The sequence below is a fragment of the Streptomyces sp. NPDC111606 genome (assembly GCF_055656945.1).
This window is the reverse complement of sequence record NZ_JBVKBY010000014.1, coordinates 21,981-40,362: the sequence shown is the minus strand read 5'-3', so window position 1 is coordinate 40,362 and position 18,382 is coordinate 21,981. Positions and strand designations below refer to the sequence as shown.

14 protein-coding genes are annotated in these 18,382 nt (G+C 70.5%); 5 read left to right on the top strand and 9 right to left on the bottom strand.

Annotation, left to right across the window (positions count from 1 at the left end; translation table 11 throughout):
- The first annotated feature begins 75 nt into the window (after positions 1-75).
- Positions 76-633 carry an acyl-CoA thioesterase gene (locus tag ACZ7M7_RS38060; protein WP_427840850.1) on the top strand — a complete coding sequence of 186 codons (558 nt, stop codon included), beginning with the start codon at positions 76-78 and terminating at the stop codon, positions 631-633.
- A 39-nt stretch (positions 634-672) separates the two neighbouring features.
- On the opposite strand, the gene ACZ7M7_RS38055 is transcribed toward ACZ7M7_RS38060, so the two are convergent.
- A complete protein-coding gene (locus ACZ7M7_RS38055; protein WP_472125137.1) occupies positions 673-2,127 on the bottom strand; it encodes an LCP family protein in 1,455 nt (484 codons plus the stop codon).
- 141 nt (positions 2,128-2,268) lie between these two features.
- On the opposite strand from ACZ7M7_RS38055, the gene ACZ7M7_RS38050 reads away from it, so the two are divergent.
- Positions 2,269-3,306, top strand: a complete 1,038-nt coding sequence (locus ACZ7M7_RS38050) for a glycosyltransferase family 2 protein (RefSeq protein WP_383616000.1) — start codon at positions 2,269-2,271, stop codon at positions 3,304-3,306.
- 21 nt (positions 3,307-3,327) lie between these two features.
- Here the strand turns inward: ACZ7M7_RS38050 and ACZ7M7_RS38045 are convergent, their stop codons facing one another.
- The 4 genes from ACZ7M7_RS38045 to ACZ7M7_RS38030 form a co-directional block, all read right to left on the bottom strand.
- The gene (locus ACZ7M7_RS38045) at positions 3,328-4,905 is read right to left on the bottom strand and encodes an LCP family protein (RefSeq protein WP_472125134.1); all 1,578 of its coding nucleotides are present in this window, start codon (positions 4,903-4,905) and stop codon (positions 3,328-3,330) included.
- A gap of 444 nt (positions 4,906-5,349) precedes the next feature.
- Complete coding sequence (locus ACZ7M7_RS38040; RefSeq protein WP_383615994.1) at positions 5,350-7,155, bottom strand: LCP family protein; 1,806 nt, start codon at positions 7,153-7,155, stop codon at positions 5,350-5,352.
- A 224-nt stretch (positions 7,156-7,379) separates the two neighbouring features.
- Positions 7,380-8,534 (bottom strand): LCP family protein, encoded by a 1,155-nt coding sequence (locus ACZ7M7_RS38035; protein WP_383633434.1) that lies wholly within the window; start codon positions 8,532-8,534, stop codon positions 7,380-7,382.
- A gap of 756 nt (positions 8,535-9,290) precedes the next feature.
- Entirely contained in the window at positions 9,291-10,046 is a 756-nt protein-coding gene (locus ACZ7M7_RS38030) for a TIGR03089 family protein (RefSeq protein ID WP_472125131.1), read from the bottom strand.
- Positions 10,047-10,187: 141 nt separating this feature from the next.
- Here ACZ7M7_RS38030 and ACZ7M7_RS38025 point away from each other — a divergent pair, with 141 nt between their 5' ends.
- Both ACZ7M7_RS38025 and manB read left to right on the top strand, forming a co-directional pair.
- Complete coding sequence (locus tag ACZ7M7_RS38025; protein ID WP_383615986.1) at positions 10,188-11,696, top strand: N-acetylmuramoyl-L-alanine amidase; 1,509 nt, start codon at positions 10,188-10,190, stop codon at positions 11,694-11,696.
- 209 nt (positions 11,697-11,905) lie between these two features.
- The gene (gene manB / locus ACZ7M7_RS38020) at positions 11,906-12,988 is read left to right on the top strand and encodes a mannose-1-phosphate guanylyltransferase (protein WP_369271473.1); all 1,083 of its coding nucleotides are present in this window, start codon (positions 11,906-11,908) and stop codon (positions 12,986-12,988) included.
- 474 nt (positions 12,989-13,462) lie between these two features.
- On the opposite strand, the gene ACZ7M7_RS38015 is transcribed toward manB, so the two are convergent.
- From ACZ7M7_RS38015 to ACZ7M7_RS38000, 4 genes are all read right to left on the bottom strand, one after another.
- Positions 13,463-14,464, bottom strand: a complete 1,002-nt coding sequence (locus tag ACZ7M7_RS38015) for a DNA-3-methyladenine glycosylase family protein (protein WP_472125128.1) — start codon at positions 14,462-14,464, stop codon at positions 13,463-13,465.
- A gap of 65 nt (positions 14,465-14,529) precedes the next feature.
- Positions 14,530-15,840: a coenzyme F420-0:L-glutamate ligase gene (locus ACZ7M7_RS38010; protein ID WP_472125125.1), complete on the bottom strand. Its 1,311-nt coding sequence runs from the start codon at positions 15,838-15,840 to the stop codon at positions 14,530-14,532.
- A complete protein-coding gene (cofD, locus tag ACZ7M7_RS38005; protein WP_383615978.1) occupies positions 15,837-16,796 on the bottom strand; it encodes a 2-phospho-L-lactate transferase in 960 nt (319 codons plus the stop codon). The genes ACZ7M7_RS38010 and cofD overlap by 4 nt, the downstream gene beginning before the upstream one ends.
- A gap of 33 nt (positions 16,797-16,829) precedes the next feature.
- Positions 16,830-17,372, bottom strand: coding sequence for a cysteine dioxygenase (locus ACZ7M7_RS38000; RefSeq protein ID WP_383615975.1), 543 nt, complete (start codon positions 17,370-17,372; stop codon positions 16,830-16,832).
- Positions 17,373-18,018: 646 nt separating this feature from the next.
- On the opposite strand from ACZ7M7_RS38000, the gene ACZ7M7_RS37995 reads away from it, so the two are divergent.
- Entirely contained in the window at positions 18,019-18,282 is a 264-nt protein-coding gene (locus ACZ7M7_RS37995) for a WhiB family transcriptional regulator (protein ID WP_003975777.1), read from the top strand.
- Positions 18,283-18,382: the final 100 nt, after the last annotated feature.

The window sequence follows — 18,382 nt, the reverse complement described above, 5'->3', positions numbered from 1 at the left end:
GCGGAAAATAGAGGCACGGCTGTTGCGAACCCAACACAAAGTCCGCGAATGTCGACGCGGCATAAGGTAGAGGCCATGACAGACCAGGTCACCGCCGCAGAGTCGGGCACTCCGGAGATCCCGGGCAAGCCGACCTCCGCATCCCGCACCACGCTCAGCCACATCATGACCCACAACGACACCAACCTCCTCGGGACGGTGCACGGCGGTGTGATCATGAAACTCGTCGACGACGCCGCGGGCGCGGTGGCCGGCCGGCACAGTGGCGGCCCCGCCGTCACCGCGTCCATGGACGAGATGGTCTTCCTCGAGCCGGTCCGCGTCGGCGACCTCGTCCATGTGAAGGCCCAGGTCAACTGGACCGGCCGGACCTCAATGGAGGTCGGCGTAAGGGTCCTTGCGGAACGCTGGAACGAGTCCGCGCCGGCCACCCAGGTGGGCTCGGCCTACCTGGTCTTCGCGGCGGTCGACGCCGACGGCAAGCCACGACGCGTCCCCGAGGTGCTCCCGGAGACCGAGCGCGACAAGCGCCGCAACCAGGAGGCCCAGATCCGCCGCACCCACCGTCTGGCCCGCCGGCGAGCCATCAAGGAGCTCCGCGAGAAGAGGGCGGCCGAGGGGTACGAGGACTGAGGGTGCTGCCGAGGGTTGCCGGGCGGGGCATCCGCCGAACTAGGAGCACCCCGCCTCGTCGCCCCGTACCACCGTCGCCTGGCCCTGGGTCGGGTCCTCGGCCCGTACCTTGCGCACCTTCTTGAAGTCCGTCCCGGCGATCACCTTCAGAGTGGGACCCAGCCCCTTCACGGGGCGTAGTTCGCTGCCCGGGAGTGCGGCTGCCAGGGACTTCGCCGAGCGGTCCCAGCCGGGGTCGTGGGCGACGACCGTGCGCTTCACGGAGCGGTCCGCCGCGTTCGCCGGACGGCCCGTCGTACGGAACCCGGCCGTCGCGAGCGCAGCGTCGACGCGCTTGCCGAGGTCCGCCCTCGTCGTGCCGTTCTCCACCTGGACGCGGATCTGCTGCGGGGCGACCTCCACCGGGACGGCCCTCCTCTTCGGCCGTTGCGCGGCCAGCGGCTTGTCCTCGCGCAGGGCCCGGAAGAGGCGTTCGGCCTGTGAGGTGTTCCACTTCACGGTGGAGCCGAGGCCCTTCACCTCGTATGCCAGCTGCCCGATCGGCACGGTCGTGAACTCCGACGACGACGGCGAGAAGTTACGCATCGCCCGCCCGAGGTCGAGCAGTTCGCCCGTGCCGAACCCCTTGTCCGCGCGCACCGACCCCAGCACCGCCCGCGTCACGTCCCGGAACCGCATCGGGTTCAGCAGGATCCCGGACGACGTCGCCCGCTCGATCAGCGCCGCCATGAACCGCTGCTGACGGTGCACCCGGCCGAGATCCGAGTCGCTGTCGACGTGCCGGGCGCGGACGTACTGCAACGCCTCCCCGCCCATCAGCCGATGCGTGCCGGCCGGCAGGTCCAGCCCGGTGTAGGAGTCCTTCAGCGGCTCGGCCGTGCAGATCCGCACGCCGCCGACCACGTCGACCGTCTTCATGAAGCTGGTGAAGTCGACCTCCAGATAGTGGTCGATCTTCACGTGCGTCATGTGCTCGACCGTGCGCACGGTGAGGTTCGGCCCGCCCTCCGCGTACGCCGCGTTGATCTTGATGGGATGGGCCTTGCGCCCCTCACCCGCGGGCACCTCGGCGTACGAGTCGCGAGGCAGGCTCACCACGCTCGCCCGCTCCCGGTCCTCCGAGATGTGCACGATCATGATCGTGTCCGTGCAGTGGCACGGGGCGCCACCGAGCCGGTACCTGCGCCGCTCCTCCTCGCTGATGCGGTCGCGGCCGTCCGTGCCGACGAGCAGGACGTTCATCCCGTGCCCGGCCTGCGGCCGGTTCTTCATGTCCTTGAACGGGTCCACCCGCGCGATCTTCGCGTCCAGACTGGTGACCACCGCGTGACCGATCCCGGCGGACGCGAGGACCACGACGGACAGCGTGGTCACCGCCCGCATGGCCCACCGCGGCCGCCTCCGCCGTCGAGGCGCGGCCGGCCGCGCCCCGCCACGGGGCGGCCGCGGGCTGCGCTGCGGCGGGGCGGAAGAGCGGCGGGGCGGCGTGGGCATGGGGGGATACCTCCGCTGGGGTTGCCCTGGGGGCCGTACGTGGGATCCGTGAGCACCGTAGGCCCATACGATCTGCTGCCCGGAGCACCGGCCCCGGCGGGGCGCATCGCTGTCCCCCGTTCGCGGTAACGTGAGCCCCCTATGAACGCCAATCCCGACGTGCAGCTCCCCGCCGTGTCCGTGATCATGCCCGTCCTCAACGAGGAGCGGCATCTGCGCGGAGCAGTCCAAGCGATCCTCGCGCAGGAGTACGCCGGCGAGATGGAGGTCGTGATCGCCCTCGGTCCGTCCACGGACCGCACGGACGAGATCGCCGCCGAGCTCGTACGGGACGATCCTCGCGTCCACACCGTCCCGAACCCGACCGGCCGCACGCCGGCCGCGCTGAACGCCGCGATCAAGGCCTCCCGCCACCCGATCGTCGTCCGCGTCGACGGCCACGGCATGCTCTCGCCGAACTACATCACCACCGCCGTACGCCTCCTGGAGGAGACCGGCGCGCAGAACGTCGGCGGCATCATGCACGCCGAGGGCGAGAACGACTGGGAGCACGCCGTCGCCGCCGCGATGACGTCGAAGATCGGCGTCGGCAACGCCGCCTTCCACACCGGCGGCGAGGCCCAGCAGGCCGAGACCGTGTACCTCGGCGTCTTCCGGCGCGAGGCACTGGAGCAACAGGGCGGCTACAACGAGGAGTTCATCCGCGCCCAGGACTGGGAGCTCAACTTCCGGATCCGGGAAGCCGGTGGGCTGATCTGGTTCTCGCCCGAGCTGAAGGTGTCGTACCGCCCGAGGCCGTCGGTGAAGGCACTCGCCAAGCAGTACAAGGACTACGGCCGCTGGCGTCACGTCGTCGCCCGCTACCACGCCGGCTCCATCAACCTGCGCTACCTCGCCCCGCCGACGGCGGTGTGCGCGATCGCGGCGGGCCTCGTGCTGGGCGCCCTGGTCACCCCGTGGGCGCTGGTCGTCCCCGGCGGCTACCTCGCGGCCATCACCGCCGGCTCGCTCCCGGCCGGCAAGGGCCTCCCGCTGAAGGCACGCCTCCAGATCCCCGTCGCCCTCGCCACCATGCACATGTCCTGGGGCTACGGCTTCCTGACCAGCCCGCGGGCCCTGGCGAGGAAGGTCATCGCCTCCCGCCGCCCGGCCGTGCTCAGCGTCGACAGCGCCGGCTGAGCCCGCCGGGCGGGGCGCCCGTCACCACGTGAAGTCCGGGTCGACCTTCATACAGGCCTTGGTGTCGGAGGCGTTCAGCGCCTCCGCCGTGTCCGGGGTCCTGTCGTCCTGCTTCGGGGCCTTGTACGCCGTCCCCTCCCGCCAGTCCGCGCCGACGACGAGGGTGACACCGGAGACGTCCGTCGACCTCTCGACGGCGTCGGCCGGGATGCCGAGGGCCTTGGCGAGCCGCTGGGCGTCGCCCTCCAGGTCGGCGCTCGGGTAACGGACGAGGGTCGTGTCCGCCATGGGCGTGGCCGAGGCGTCCGCGACGGCCTGGGTGAAGCCCTTGTCCACGAGCAGCCCGGCGACGGTGGTCGCGCGGCCCTGGGCCGGGGCGAGGACGTCGGTGCGGGTGCCGTTCTGCACCTGCACGGCGATCTCGTCGTCAGCCGCGGCCGGATCGGTGGAGGTCTTCTCCTCGGTGGCCTTCTTCTTGTCCTTGCCGTCCAGGGCGATGTCCTCGCGCACCAGCCGGAACAGCTTGGTCGCGTCCTCGGTGGGCTCGACGCGCGAACCGACATAGCGGTTGGGCATCGTCGTCATGGTGATGCGTGAGGTCGGCACCTTCTTGAGCTCGCCGGCCAGGTCGTAGAGCTTGGCCACCGTGCCCAGTCCCGGGTCGACGGTCAGCGCGTTGGTGGCCGCCTCGGCGAGGGCGCGGAGCTTGCCCGGGTTGCTCAGCTTGGCGTTCTTGCGCAACTCGCGGACCATCGAGTTCATGTACTGGTGCTGCGCCTTGGCGCGGGCCAGGTCGCTGCCGTCCTCGAAGCCGTACCGGGTGCGCAGCCACTGCAGGGCCTGCTCGCCCTTGACGTACGTCGTGCCCTTCTCCAGCTTCAGCCCGGAGCCGTGGCCCTGGCTGTCCTTGGAGTGGATGTTGGCTTTCACACAGACCGGGACGCCGCCGATGGCGTCCGCCATCGACACCACGCCCGAGAAGTCGATCATCATGAAGTGGTCGATGTGGATGTCGGTGAGCTTCTCCCACGTCGCCACCGTGCACCCCGGGCCGCCGCGGCCGAGCGACTGGTTCGTCATCGCGCGTTGGCGGGCCTGGTAGACGTCCCCGCTGTCCGGGTCCGTGCACTTGGGGATGTCCACCAGTGTGTCGCGGGGCATGCTCACCACGGACATGTTGGTGCGGTCGGCCGAGACGTGCAGCAGCATCTGGACATCGGCGAGGGGGGTGCCGCCGAAGGTCTCCTTGGCGCCGCCGAGCTTCTGGTTCTCCTTGCTGTCCCGGGCGTCCGAGCCGATCAGCAGGATGTTCAGCGGCGTCTGACCGGCCGCGTTCGCCTCGGTCCGGGCGGCGCGGTCCTTGGCGTCGCCGATGTTGAGGTCGTCCTTCTTCAGGTTGCCGTTGAGGTGCTGGTAGTAGAGATACCCGGCACCCGCGGTGCCCAGTATCACCACCGCCAGAACCGTCGCCGACCAGCGCAGCACCCGCCGTTTGCGGGGTCTGCCGTCGGTCCCACGGCTGCCTCCGGAACCCCCGCCACCGTGCCGTCCGCCCTGGTCGGCCGGCGTGTCCTGGTCGGCCTGCGGGGTGAGGGACATGGTGTCCTCCACCGCGGGGGCATCCCCTCGCACACTGCTCTGCGCCAACTGTCTGCCCTTCCCCACCCTTTGCCCGACACGGCTCCGCCCCGCGCCGGACCTCCCTGTCCGGTGTGGAGCGAACCATGTCGGACCACCCTGTCCGACGCCGGTTCGCAACCTGTCAGACCCCTGTGGGTCCGAGCCCGGTTGGCCACGCGTCGGCAAAATTCACGCCCGGCACGGCCGCTTGGTGTGCCGGGTCAACGCCGCCTGACACAACCGTGTCTTGTGTCAGACCAACGAGAGTCGGCCACAGTTGCGTTCCTCGCCGGAGTTTCCGTACCGGAGATTCCGTGCCGCGGTGCCGCACCGCGGACGCGGGCACGGATGCCCTGCCGAGGCCTTCGAGCGGAACAGGCCCGCCGCACGCCAAGCAGGCGGTGGGACGGGCCCGTTGAGTGACTACTTCGCGCACTCCACCTTGTCGGCCGTGGACTTTTCCACGTCGGGCGCCTTGCTCGGAGCCGTGAGCGAAACGCCCGCACCCTTGAAGTCCTTGCCCAGCGTCAGCGTCATCGTGGGCAGGCCCTGGGAGTTGGTCACGCTCTTGCCGGGCTTCAACGCGGACCCCGACAGCCCCATGATCGCGGCGAGCCGGCGTGCCTGGTCCGCCTGGTCCGGGGCGTACTCCAGCGTCGTCTTCGACAGCGGCTCCGGGGCGTTGCCCGCGTTCTCGGACTTCTCCACGCCCTCCTCGGTCTGCAGCCAGGTGAGGGTCTCCTGGGCGCTGCCCGCGGGGGCTCCGCCGTTGTAGACCTGCACCCGCACATCGGCGGGGTCGGCCTTGGTGCCCTTGAGCCGGGCGGCCACGGCGGCGGCTTCCTTCTTCTTCTGCTCCTTGACCGCGGTGAAGGAGACGTCGTTCTGGATCGCCTGGAAGACCTGGGGAGCAGTGGTCGGGTTGGGGACGACCGTCGCCCGGACCTTCTCCGTGGGGTTGTCTATCACCGGAACCGTCGTGAAGGTCAGGTTCTTGGTGTTGAGCTTGCCGAGCTCCAGGCCGAGGTCCTTCAGCTTGTCGATGGTGTCGAGCGCCGAGTCGACGGTGAGCGCCTTCGTGCCCGCCTCGGCCAGCTTGATCATCTTCGACGGGCTGGTGAGGGTGTCGTTCGACTTCAGCTTGCGCATCAGCGCGCTGAGGAACTGCTGCTGGAGCCCGATCCGGCTCAGGTCGCCGCCGGTGCCGACGGCATGCCGGGTGCGGACGAAGGCCAGCGCCTGCTCGCCCTCGATCACATGCTCGCCCTTGGGGAGGTCGAGCTTGGAGTCGGGGTCGTTGATGTCCTTGGCGAGGCACACCTCGACGCCGCCGACCGCCGACGTCAGCGTCTTCACGGCGTTGAAGTCGGCCACCATGAAGTTGTCCGCCTGGATTCCGGTCAGCTCGGTGACCGTCCGCACGGTGCAGCTGGGCGTGCGGCCCTCCTGCCCGAGGCTGGTGTTGAAACGGACGTCGGTCTCGCCCGCGATGACCTTCGAGGAGCCGTCCTCCTGCGTGGTCGGGCAGTCCGGGATGTCGACGATCAGGTCACGCGGGATGCTCAGCGCGGTCGCGTTCGAGCGGTCCTTGGAGACGTGCAGCAGGATCGTGGTGTCGGCGTGCCCGGCGCTGCCCGAATCGCCGTACTTGTCGTTGCCCGCGCCCGTGCGCTTGTCCGTGCCGATGAGCAGGATGTTGATGGCCTTGTCCTTCGAGAAGCCACCGGTGCTCGCGCCGTCGTCGGAGACGGACTGGATGTTGTCGTTGAGGTGCTCGATGTAGAGATACGCGCCCGCGGCAGCGGCGACCACCACGAACGCGGTGATTCCGCCGGTCCAGAGCAGGGCCCGCTTCGCCTTGTTCTTCTTCACCGGCCGCCGGCCACGCCGGCCCGGCGGCTCCTCGGGCGCCCCCTTGCGCCTGCGCTGCGACGGCACCTCACGGCCCGGCGCGGGACGCGTCTCGCGTGCGGGGGCGGCGGTGCGATTGCGCACGGCACCCCCGGCGCCCGCGCCGCTGCCCGCACCTCCGGCGCCGGTCCCCCCGGCAGTCGTGCCGCCGGCACGGGAAGCCGCTCCTGCCCGGGAGGCGGATCTACGGGGTCCGGGTACCGATGACTGCGGAGCGGAAGGAGCCAGTCGCAGTTCGTATTCGCCGGTGTTCGGATTGAGCACCCACTGGTCTGCGGGATCGATGTCGTCCGCCCGCCCACGGCCTTGCGCGTCCACGGTTGTCTGAATCCTCCGTCGGGGCCACGCGGCGCCTACCCCCTCCAAGGCGCTCGGGTCTCGGTCAAACAGTGCGCAAGCCTAACTACGGCCGGGTGCACCGGATCGCTCACACTATCCGCCCAGTTCAGCGTCGAGCGACGACGGTGACAAATTCCACGTCCCTACAACTGGGCAATCCGGCGCATTTCTTTGAACTGGGGTTCGTCGACTTGGTGAGCGCTTTACCCGCAGGGGTTCTGGGCGGCGGTGTTGCCGCGGAACGTGGGCGCCGGGGAAGCGGTATCCGAGGGCTCGGGGCCCTGGGACGTTTCGGACGAATTCACGACTTCCACCGGGGCGTCGACGCGGAGCCGCTCGAAGAGCCGCTCCGCTTCGGGTTCCACGAGTTGGTCGCGATTGGCGTTGTAGATGTACGACTCCCTCGGGACCGTGAGGAATTGCACGCGTTCGGTGGGGATGTCGCGCACCTCACGCGCAAGTTCGTACAAACCGCGCAAGCTGGCCAGGGCCGGGTCCGTGGTGAGGGAGGAAGTGGCGGCGTCCAGGACCGGATAGAGACGGACCGGGTTCAGCAGTACGTCGTTGCTCTGCACCTTGTGCACGAGTGCGGCGAGGAAGCGCTGCTGGCGGTCCATGCGGTCGGTGTCGCTGCCGTCGCCGAGGGTCTTGCGGGCGCGGACGTAGCCGAGGGCCTGCTCGCCGTTGAGGGTGACCTTGCCGGCCGGGAGTCTCAGCTTGGCGGCCTTGTCGTTGATGGGCTTGCTGAGGCAGATCTCCACGCCGTCGACGGCGTCGACCATTTCCTTGAAGCCGTGGAAGTCGACGACCATGTGGTGGTCGATCCGGATGTTGGTCATCCGCTCCACGGTGCGGATGGTGCAGGCCGAACCACCCATCTGGAAGGCGTAGTTGAACATCGCGAACATGGGCTCGCTGCGGGAGCCGTTGGACTTCCGGCACCCGGGGACGTCGACCATCAGGTCGCGGGGTATCGAGACGGCGGTGGCGCTGCGGCGCTTGCCGGAGAGGTGCAGCAGGATGGTGGTGTCGGAGCGCTCGGTACCGGAGTCGCGTCCGTAGCGGCGGTTTCCCTGGCCCGCCCTCGAGTCCGACCCGATGAGCAGGATGTTCTGGGCGCCGCTGACGCGTGCGGTGGGGCGCTCCCTCTCATACCGGGCCAATTCGGCCGCGGCGGCCTCGTCGGGTGTGATGTTGGAGTTGAGCTTCGCGTACACGGCCCACCCGGCCCCACCGGCGGCAATGACCACCAGCCCGAGCCCCAGGACCCCTCGTCGCACCCACCGCCGCACGGACCTCTTGTCCCTGCCCGCCTTACTGCCCGACGCCCCGGGGCGCGCACGTGCGGAGTCGGTCACGGCTGGGTCCACCCCTCAGTGCGTAGTGCGTGCGGTGTGGGCTGCTGCTACCACCGTGGCGTGGATGGGGGGTGGGGGGTGGGTGGTGGGGGGCTGAATGGGTGACGGGGCCTCCGGCGGTGGGGCGGGATGCCTGCGGCGGCCTGTGGCTGGTGGGTGGGGGTGCCGCGGGGGTGCCTGCGGCGGCCTGTTGTTGTTTGGTGGGGGTGCGCGTGGCGCCTGCGGGGGTGTGGTGGGTCGGGGCCGTGCCGGGGGGTGTCCGTCCTCGGACCGGCGGTGGGGGTTGGGCAGGGTGGGTGCCGTTTCTTGACGCCGGTCACTGCGGGCGGACACCCCCCGGCACGTCCCCTTGCCGCCGTGGGCGGGTGCGGCGCCAACGGGGGTACGCCACCACGGCCACCGCGCGACGCCGGTCCCGGCATTCCATCCCGTCCGGTGGTGGGGCGGGGCTGTGCCATCCCAACCCCGCCCCCGCGCAGTCGGTCCCGCTCGGCGCCGGTCCGGGCATTTCAGCCCGTCCGGCGTTTGGGGGGCGAGGTCGCGCCATCCCTAGCCCCATCCACCCGCCCGCGGGTGGCTGTGCACCGTGCCGATGGCACTTCTCGGCGTCGGCCCAGGTATTTCAGCCCGTCCGGCGTTTGAGGACGAGGCCGTTCAGGCCGATGGGGGTGCAGGGGGCGGAGCCCCCTGGCGGGGTTGAGGAAGGAGGGGGTTCGTCGCAGGGCCGGATGACGAGACTCCCGGAATTGCCGGAGGCTACCGCGCGGTCGCCGTCACCCGTTCGGCCTCGATGCGCTTGGCAAGGGCGTCCTCGCCCAGGGATTCGATGTGCCGGCACAGCACCACGGACCCCCCGGTCGCCAGCGCCGCGTACAGCCCGGCATTGAGCCCCTCCCAGGTGTCGTAGGGAAGAGCGGAGAGAATCCGCGACCCCGGCCCCGTGAGCCCCAGCCCCGTCGCCTCGGCCTGCGCCCGCTCCACGACCTCGGCACCGCTGAACTCCCGCCCGGCCACGATCAACGCGGGATCCTCGGGATCCACCGGCGCGTACGGCGCGAAACGGTCACCCTGACTCGGCACCTCCACCGCGTAGTCGGCGAAGCCGGCCGGCGGCTGCGGAAAACGGCCCCCCAGTGGCCGTAGCGCCAACGCGACCCGCTCCCCCCGGCACGCCCGCGCCGCCTCCAGTCCGTCCGGCCCGCTCACCACCACGTCGGCCGCCGCCGGATCCCCGCCCACGTCCGCGATCGTGCCGACCGACGAGCAGGCCAGCAGCCAGACCGCGGTCTGCCAGTGGGTGGGGAGCAAGAGCGTGACGCGGTCCCCGGGACCGGCCCCCAGGTCTCCCTGGAGCAGATTCGCGGTCTTGGCCACCCAATTGGCGAACGTGGCCACGGACAATTCGACGCGTTCCCCGGTGGCGTCGTCGTAGAAGGTCACCAGGGGACGGCTCGGATCCGCGGCCAGCGCGGAACGCAGCAGGTCGGCAGGGGTGCGATCGGTGGCATTCACCCGCGCAAGCGTACGCGGACACGCACCCGCACACCCCCCGCCGGGGCCATCCGACCGCCACCGGTTCGGACGAATCGGATGCCGACGCCCCGTCAGCTCCCCGATGGACAGGTCTGTATGACTATGTCCAACATCGTTGCTATGCGTGGATTTCTTGCTTCCTCAATCGGTGTCACGTGCGCGGCCGCTCTGGCCCTCCCGCTCACCCCACCTGCCGTCGCGGCGACCGCGAGACCGGCGCTCGGAGCGGAAGCCGCCACGAGCGCAGGGACGGTGGCCGGGCCGGCGGTACGTCAGCCTGGCGACGAGTCGTACGTCCCCGGCAGTACCCAGTCGCTGCCCCTCGCCCCCCTCGACGGTGACCGAGTCAGCGGTGCCCCCGCCGAACAGGGCCTGACCCCCCGCGGCGTACGGCACTTCTCCCTTGTCGGCGTGATCTGGGACGACCCGGACGCCGAACTGCACGGCCGCGTCCAGGTCCGCACCCGCGCCGTCGGCACGGGCACCTGGTCCGGCTGGCAGGACATCGAGACCCACAACGCCGATCACGCGGCCGACCCGGGCACCGACGAACCCGCCTCGGGCCGGGTCCGCGGCTCCACGGCGCCGTTGTGGGTCGGGGAGTCGGACGGCGTGGAGGTACGGGTCACCCCGGAGCCCACCGGGTCCGCCGCCGGGCCTCGGCCGACCGGGGAACCCGAGAACGCCTCCGAGGAGCCCGAGGACGGCGTGAGCGGCAGTGGTGACGACACGACAGCCCGCCCCGAGGCCGCCTCGACGTTGCCCGACGGCCTTCGCCTCGAACTCGTCGACCCCGGCGACCCCGCCCCCGCGCAGGGCGGCGACACCGCCGGCGCCCCCCGCCCAGGGACGCTCAACCCCGAGACCGTCGAGACCGCCGAGTCCCTGGCCGCCTCCGCCGCCAACGTCGACCTCGCGCCCGTCGGTGCCGCCGCGATCCCCGAGCTCGGCCGGGCCGCCACCGAGCGGGAGCTGTTGGCGCTGCGCGGTACCGAGTTGACGCAGGAACAGCGCGCGAAGCCGTACATCGGGCCGCGGCCGCGCATCGTCACGCGGCGCGGCTGGGGCGCGAACGAGAGCTGGCGGGAGCGGAGTTTCGTCTACACGAAGAAGGTGAAGGCGGCCTTCGTGCACCACACGGCCTCCGGCAGCAAGTACTCCTGCTCGCAGGTCCCCTCGCTCATTCGCGGTATCTACCGCTACCACGTGGTGAGCATGGGCTGGCGTGACGTCGGCTACAACTTCCTCGTCGACAAGTGCGGAAACATCTACGAGGGGCGTGCCGGGGGAGTGGCGAAGCCGGTCCTGGGTGCCCATACTCGCGGTTTCAACACCAACAGCATGGGGATCGCCGTCCTCGGCAGCTACGGCGTCACCAAGCCGACCGCCGCCTCGGTGAAAGCCGTGGCGCGGCTCACGGCCTGGAAACTGGGGCTCTACGGTGCCAATCCGCGCGGAAAGACATATCTGAAGTCCGGCGGTGGCAATCTGTACCGAAAGGGAAAGAACGTACGACTGAATGTGATCTCCGGCCACCGGGACGGCTTCTCCACGGAGTGCCCCGGCAAGCAGCTCTACAGCAAGCTCGGCTCCGCCCGCGCTTCGGCGGCCCGCTACCAGGGGCGCTGAAAGGGCGCGGAGTTGAGGGGGGCGGGGCAGAACCCGTAGCGCTCGTAGCTGGACTCATGGGGGCATGGGGTCGCATTCACCGCCGTCGGGGGGCATGAGGCGGACTGCCGCACTGCCGCACTGCCGTCGAGGGCGTCGCACAACGGTCTGCATACACTGGCCGGCCGAAAGACAGTTCGGCCGGTCCCGGCAGGAAGCAGAGACGACAGGTGACAGAAGCGATCCTCCTGGTCGGTGGCAAGGGCACTCGGCTGCGTCCACTCACCGTGCACACGCCGAAGCCCATGGTCCCGGCGGCCGGGGTCCCGTTCCTCACGCACCAGTTGGCGAGAGCGAGAGCGGCGGGCGTAGAACACATCGTCCTGGCGACGTCGTACCTGGCCGAGGTCTTCGAGCCGTACTTCGGGGACGGCTCGGCGCTCGGTCTCCACCTGGAGTACGTGACGGAGGAGGAGCCCCTCGGCACGGGCGGCGCGATCCGCAACGTGGCCTCCCGGCTCCACTCCGCACCCGACGACCCGGTGCTCATCTTCAACGGCGACATCCTGACGGGCCTGGACATCAGGGCCCTGGTCCGTACGCACGAGACGACGGGCGCGGACGTCTCCCTCCACCTCACACAGGTGACGGACCCGAGGGCGTACGGCCTGGTCCCGACGGACGACACGGGCCGGGTGACGGCGTTCCTGGAGAAGCCGCAGACTCCCGAGGAGATCGTCACCGACCAGATCAACGCGGGGGCGTACGTCTTCCGCCGCTCGGTCATCGACACGATCCCGGCGGGCCGGCCCGTCTCGGTCGAACGCGAGACGTTCCCCGACCTGCTGTCGGCCGGCGCCCACCTCCAGGGCATGGTCGACTCGACGTACTGGCTCGACCTGGGCACGCCCGCGGCCTTCGTCCGCGGTTCGGCGGACCTCGTCCTGGGCCGGGCCCCGTCCCCCGCGGTCCCCGGCCGCTGCGGCGACCGCCTGATCCTCCCCACGGCCAGTGTCGCCCCCGACGCCAAGCTGACCGGCGGCACGGTGGTGGGCGAGGGCGCCTTCGTGGCCGAGGGCGCGCGCGTCTTCGGCAGCACGATCCTTCCCGGCGCCGTCATCGAACCCGGCGCCATCATCACCGACTCCCTCATCGGCACCCGCGCCCGCGTAGGCCAACGCTCGGTCCTCACCGGCACGGTCATCGGCGACGGCGCGGTGATCGGCGCCGACAACGAGCTCAGGGACGGGGTACGGGTGTGGTGCGACGCTCGCATCCCGGCGGGGTCGGTGCGCTTCTCACCGGACCTGTAGCACCGCCGAGGACCGACGGCCCCTTCCCGGTGCCGACCCGGCATCCAACCCACCCGGTGGGGGACTGCTCACGGAGGTCGACAGTTCCCCTCGGCGCCGGTCCAGACATCTAAGCCCCGTCCGGTGTTCGAGGGCGGGGCCTGCATCATCCCTAACCCCCATCCACCCGCTGGGGGTTGGGGGTCTGCGGCCGGTGTCTCTCGGCGCCGGTCCGGGCATTGCGGCCCGTCTGGTGTTTGAGGGCGGGGCCTGCACCATCCCTAACCCCCACCCACCCGCTGGGGGCTGCGCGCCCTGCCGACGGTGCATCTCGGCGCCGGCCCTGTTATTTCAGCCCGTCCGGCGTTTGAGGACGAGGCCGTTCAGGCCGACAGCGGGGGTCTGGGGGCGGCAGCCCCCAGGTCCGGGGTAGAAGGGGCAGCGCCCCTTCAAGGACGGGAAGGTTAGGGGCGGCGGGGGCGAAAAACCCGCCCCCTACAACCGCCCGATATCCCCCACCGGCATCCGCGGAGCCCGCCGCCCCGGCACCCGCCCGCTCAACAGAATCAACCGAGCCGCCCGATGCCGCTGCCCCGCATACGGCTCCAGCAACTCCAGCATCACGGAGTCATCCGCATCCCGATCCCCGGCAAGCGCAAACCCCACAATCCCCGGCAGATGCAGATCCCCCACGGTCACCGCGTCCGCCGCCCCATGACTGCGCTGCACAACCTCCGAAGACGTCCACGGCCCGATCCCCGGCACGACCTCCAACCGAGCCTGCGCCTGAGCCGGAGCCATCCGCACCGCCTCCTCCAGCCGCGCAGCGACCCGTACGGCCCGCAGAATCGTCGACGCCCGCTTGTTGTCGACCCCGGCCCGATGCCACTCCCAGGACGGAATCATCCGCCAGGTCGCCGCGTCCGGCATGACACACATCCGCCCGGGCGCGGGCCCCGGCGCCGCCACGCCGTACTTCCGGACCAGCAACCGCCACGCCCGATACGCCTCATCGGTCGTGACCTTCTGCTCCAGAATCGACGGAATCAACGACTCCAGCACCAGCCCGGTCCGCGTCAACCGCAGCCCCGGCCGCCGATGCCGAGCGAGCGCCACCAGCCGATGCCGCGGCACGAAGGCGGACGGATCATCGGCGGCCCCGAGCAGCTCGGGCAACTGCTCCAGCAGCCACTCGGCCCCCGGCCCCCAGGCCTCGCCCCGCACCTCGGCACCCCGCACGCCGACCCGCAGCGTCCCGGGCCCGGCGGGCGTGAGACAGGCCCGCCACACCGACCCGTCCGGCATCGCCCGGAACGTCGGATCCCCGGGCCCCCGCCGCAGAGGCCCCAGCACCAGCCCGAGATCGAGCGGCCACTGTGGCACCCAGGTGCGCACCCGCCCGGGTGCCGGCGCCTGACGCGGTATCCCGGCGGGCACGGGGACATGGCCGCCGCGCACAGTCGTACGCGTGGACTGCGGAGTGAAGCGTCCTGCCACGAGTGAAGTCCTAAGAAGACCGGTATGGAGAGACCCCTACGAGCCTAGGCGCTGTACGGCGCGCACTACCGCACCGCGATGAAAGCCCCCGCATCCCGCTCCGCCCGAGGCCGCGGCTCCTCCGCCGGATGCCCGACGGCCACGGCCCCCATCGGATCCCAGTCCTCCGGCAGCCCGAGCACCTCGCGCACCACATCCCGGCAGAACATCGTCGACGACACCCACGCCGACCCCAGCCGCTCCCCGGCCAGCGCGACCAGGAAGTTCTGTACCCCGGCCCCGGTGGCGACGACGAACATCTCCCGCTCGGCGCCGTCACGCCGTACGTCGCCGTAGGTGTGCGAACCGTCCATGACCAGGCACGGCACCACGAGATACGGAGCGTTGCGCAGGACGTCCCCGCGTCGCACCCGCTTGGCGATGGACTCCTCGCTCTTGCCGTCGCGCCGCAGGTCGGCGATCCAGGCGTCCCGCATCGCGTCGAGCAGCCGCGTCCGCGACTCCTGCGACTCCAGCAGCACGAACCGCCACGGTGTGGTGTGGTGCGGCGCCGGTGCCGTGACCGCCGCCGCGACCGCTCTTCGTACGGCCCCGGCGTCGACCGGTTCGTCCGTGAAGGCCCGGACCGTACGGCGCTGGGTCATCGCCTCCCGTACCGCCTCCGACGTGCCCAGCCGGAACATGTCGTCACGAGCGCCGCGCACCATGGCCCGCGCGCCCTCCCCGTGCTCCTCGGCCAACGTGTGCGCCAGCCCGCGTACCACGGCCACGGGCAGCCCGGAGGCCTTGCCCTTCACCAGGTCACCGGCGGCGGCGAGTTCGTCGGCGGTCGCCACGACGGTCGCGCTGAGCGGATTGCCGTACGCGTCCGTGCCGCCGCGCAGATCGTCGAGTACGCGGATGCCGGCGGCGCCGATCGCCACATCGGTGAGCCCCGCGCGCCAGGGACGGCCGAAGGTGTCGGTGACGACGACCCCGACATCGACGCCGAGGGCGTCCCGCAGCCCGTCCCGGATCGCCCGCGCGGACGCGTCGGGGTCCTCGGGCAGCAACAGCACGGTCCCGGCGGGAGTGTTGGACGCGTCGACCCCGGCGGCGGCCATCACGAGCCCCTGCCGGTTCTCGACGATGCGCAGGGCGCCGCGGCGCGCCACGACCCGTACGGTCTCCGCGTCGATGGCGGCTTCCCGGTCGGTCGCCTCGACGATCCGGCCCTCGGCCTTGGAGATGATCTTCGAGGTGACCAGGAGCACGTCCCCGTCGGCGAGGCCGGGTTCGGCGGTGGCGATCAGTTTCGCGAGGTCGTCGCCCTGCTGGATCTCGGGAATCCCGGGGACGGCCCAGACGCGGTAGCCGTCGGCAGACACGTCGCTCAAGCCGCTCGCACCTCCTCGGCCAGCGTCAGCGCCTCGCGTGCCATCTGCGTGGTCGCGTCGAGGTCGGTCATCATCAGCGGTACGGCCCGGCAGCGGATCCCGGCCGCCTCGACCTGCTCGACGGAGCCCGCGTCCACGGTGTCGACGAGCCATCCGTCCAGGAGCCCCGAGCCGTAGTGCTCGGCGACCGCCGAGGCCGTCGACTCGACGCCTACCGCCGCGAGCACCTTGTCGGCCATCCCGCGCACGGGCGCGTTACCGACGATGGGGGACAGGCCCACGACCGGCACGCCGGCGTCGGCGATCGCCTCGCGGATGCCGGGCACGGCGAGGATCGTGCCGACCGAGACGACCGGGTTGGACGGCGGGAAGAGGATGACGTCCGCGTCGGCGATCGCCTCCAGGACACCCGGCGCCGGCTTGGCCTGCTCCGCGCCGACCGGCACGATCGCCTCCGCCGGCACCGAGGCCCGCAGCCGCACCCAGTACTCCTGGAAGTGGACGGCTCTGCGTTCGCCGTCCACCTCGATCGCGACGTGCGTCTCGACGCGGTCGTCGGTCATCGGGATGAGCCGGACTCCCGGCTTCCAGCGGTCGCACAGCGCCTCCGTCACCGCGCTGAGCGGATATCCGGCACCGATCATCTGCGTCCGCACGATGTGCGTGGCGAAGTCCCGGTCGCCGAGCCCGAACCACTCCGGCCCGACGCCGTACGCCGCGAGCTCCTCCTTGAGATGGAAGGTCTCGTCGGCCCGCCCCCAGCCCTGCTCCTCGTTGATGCCGCCGCCCAGCGTGTACATCACCGTGTCGAGGTCCGGGCAGACCTTCAGCCCGAAGAGGTGGATGTCGTCCCCGGTGTTGCCGATGACCGTGACGTCCGCGTCCGGCGCGGCCTGCTTCAGACCGCGCAGGAACCGGGCACCACCGATGCCGCCTGCCAGAACCACAATGCGCATGGGAGCAGTCTTGCAGGCGGGTACGACAACGCGTCAGGCAGTCACGGGACGCTGCTCCGTACGCGCCTCGCAGGCCGAAGCCATGGCGGTCCCCGCGGTCGAACGAAGCTGGGACTGGGGGAGCATCGGCATCTCCGTCAGGCCCGGGTAGTACACGTGCAGGCTCACCGCCGGCTCCAGCGCGTCGTTCGCCACCTCGTGCATGTATCCCGGTGCGAACACCCGCTGCGCGCCCGCCTCCAACACGCGCGTGCCGCGTTCCGTGCGCTCGGTCAGCGTGCCGTCCAGGACCGTCAGGACACCGGAGGACGGGCCGTGGTCGTGCAGGCCGCTGCCCTGTCCTGGGACCCAGGACAGCAGCCACACCTCGTAGCCGGGGCCCGTGCTCAGCCGGTGGTACCAGCGCGTGGTGGCGTCGTACCGGACGAGGTGCTCCCACTGGGAGCGGTCGGCGGCGATGGAGCGGGCCAGGCCCACGAACTCGGCGACGGTGGCCGGGTGCTCGCGCGGTGTCTGGAGGAGGTGCGGGACTTCGAGGATGTCGCCGGCGATCTGGAGGTCGCTGTCGCTGTTCATGGGGTGCGGTGGTTCCTCAGTGAAGGAAGGTCAGAGGGAACTAGAGCCGAGGAAAGGGTGGCTCGGCCTACAGCTGGAGCAGGTGTGGCTCAACAGCTGGGACAGCAACAGCTACAGCGAGCGCGGGCAGCACCGTGGGACCCGGCGGTGCGGGTCGAGGTGAGTGCCGAGTTCGCGAGCATGCCCACAAGGACATCGGTTCGCACCTTCAGTGTCAACTCGACGCCCGTTATGTGGGACATGTTTCACCTCATCCGGTTCATCTCCGTGGCGAAAGGTTTGTTCATGAGTTGACCGGGACACATGGCGCACAACCGGGCGCGCGGCGTCGTTGTGATCCTGTGATCCGACTGTGATCCGGTTCGCATCTGCGCGTGTGTGCAACGAGATCGAACTTCTGGGCGTCTTTTTCCGTACAGGCTCTGGGCGGAGCTGGACGCCCTCCCGAGCCTCGTCCGCTTGTCAAGGTTTATGCCGATTTGAACACTTTCCGCTAGGCCTTGGTTCCGCAGAGTGAATAAGGGGCTCAATAGCAGATCTCGGCTTGACTCGCCCGGAGCAGCACACTTGTAATTTCACTCGTGTCGTTCAGCCGGAATCGGTAACGGCTACATCACGGGGACGCGAAGACAGACGAGGGGCGCACATGACCGAGCTGGTGCAGCAACTGCTGGTCGACGACGCGGACGAGGAACTCGGCTGGCAGGAGCGCGCGCTGTGCGCCCAGACCGACCCCGAGTCCTTCTTCCCCGAGAAGGGCGGTTCCACCCGCGAGGCCAAGAAGGTCTGCCTCGCCTGTGAGGTCCGCTCCGAGTGCCTCGAATACGCCCTCGCCAATGACGAGCGCTTCGGCATCTGGGGCGGCCTGTCCGAGCGGGAGCGCCGCCGGCTGAAGAAGGCTGCCGTCTGAGCGTCGCACCGACCGCCCGACCGACGGTCGTCGCACGCACACAACGCACGCACATACGTCTCGAATACGTTTCGAACGGCCCGTCGCGGGTGGGTTATCC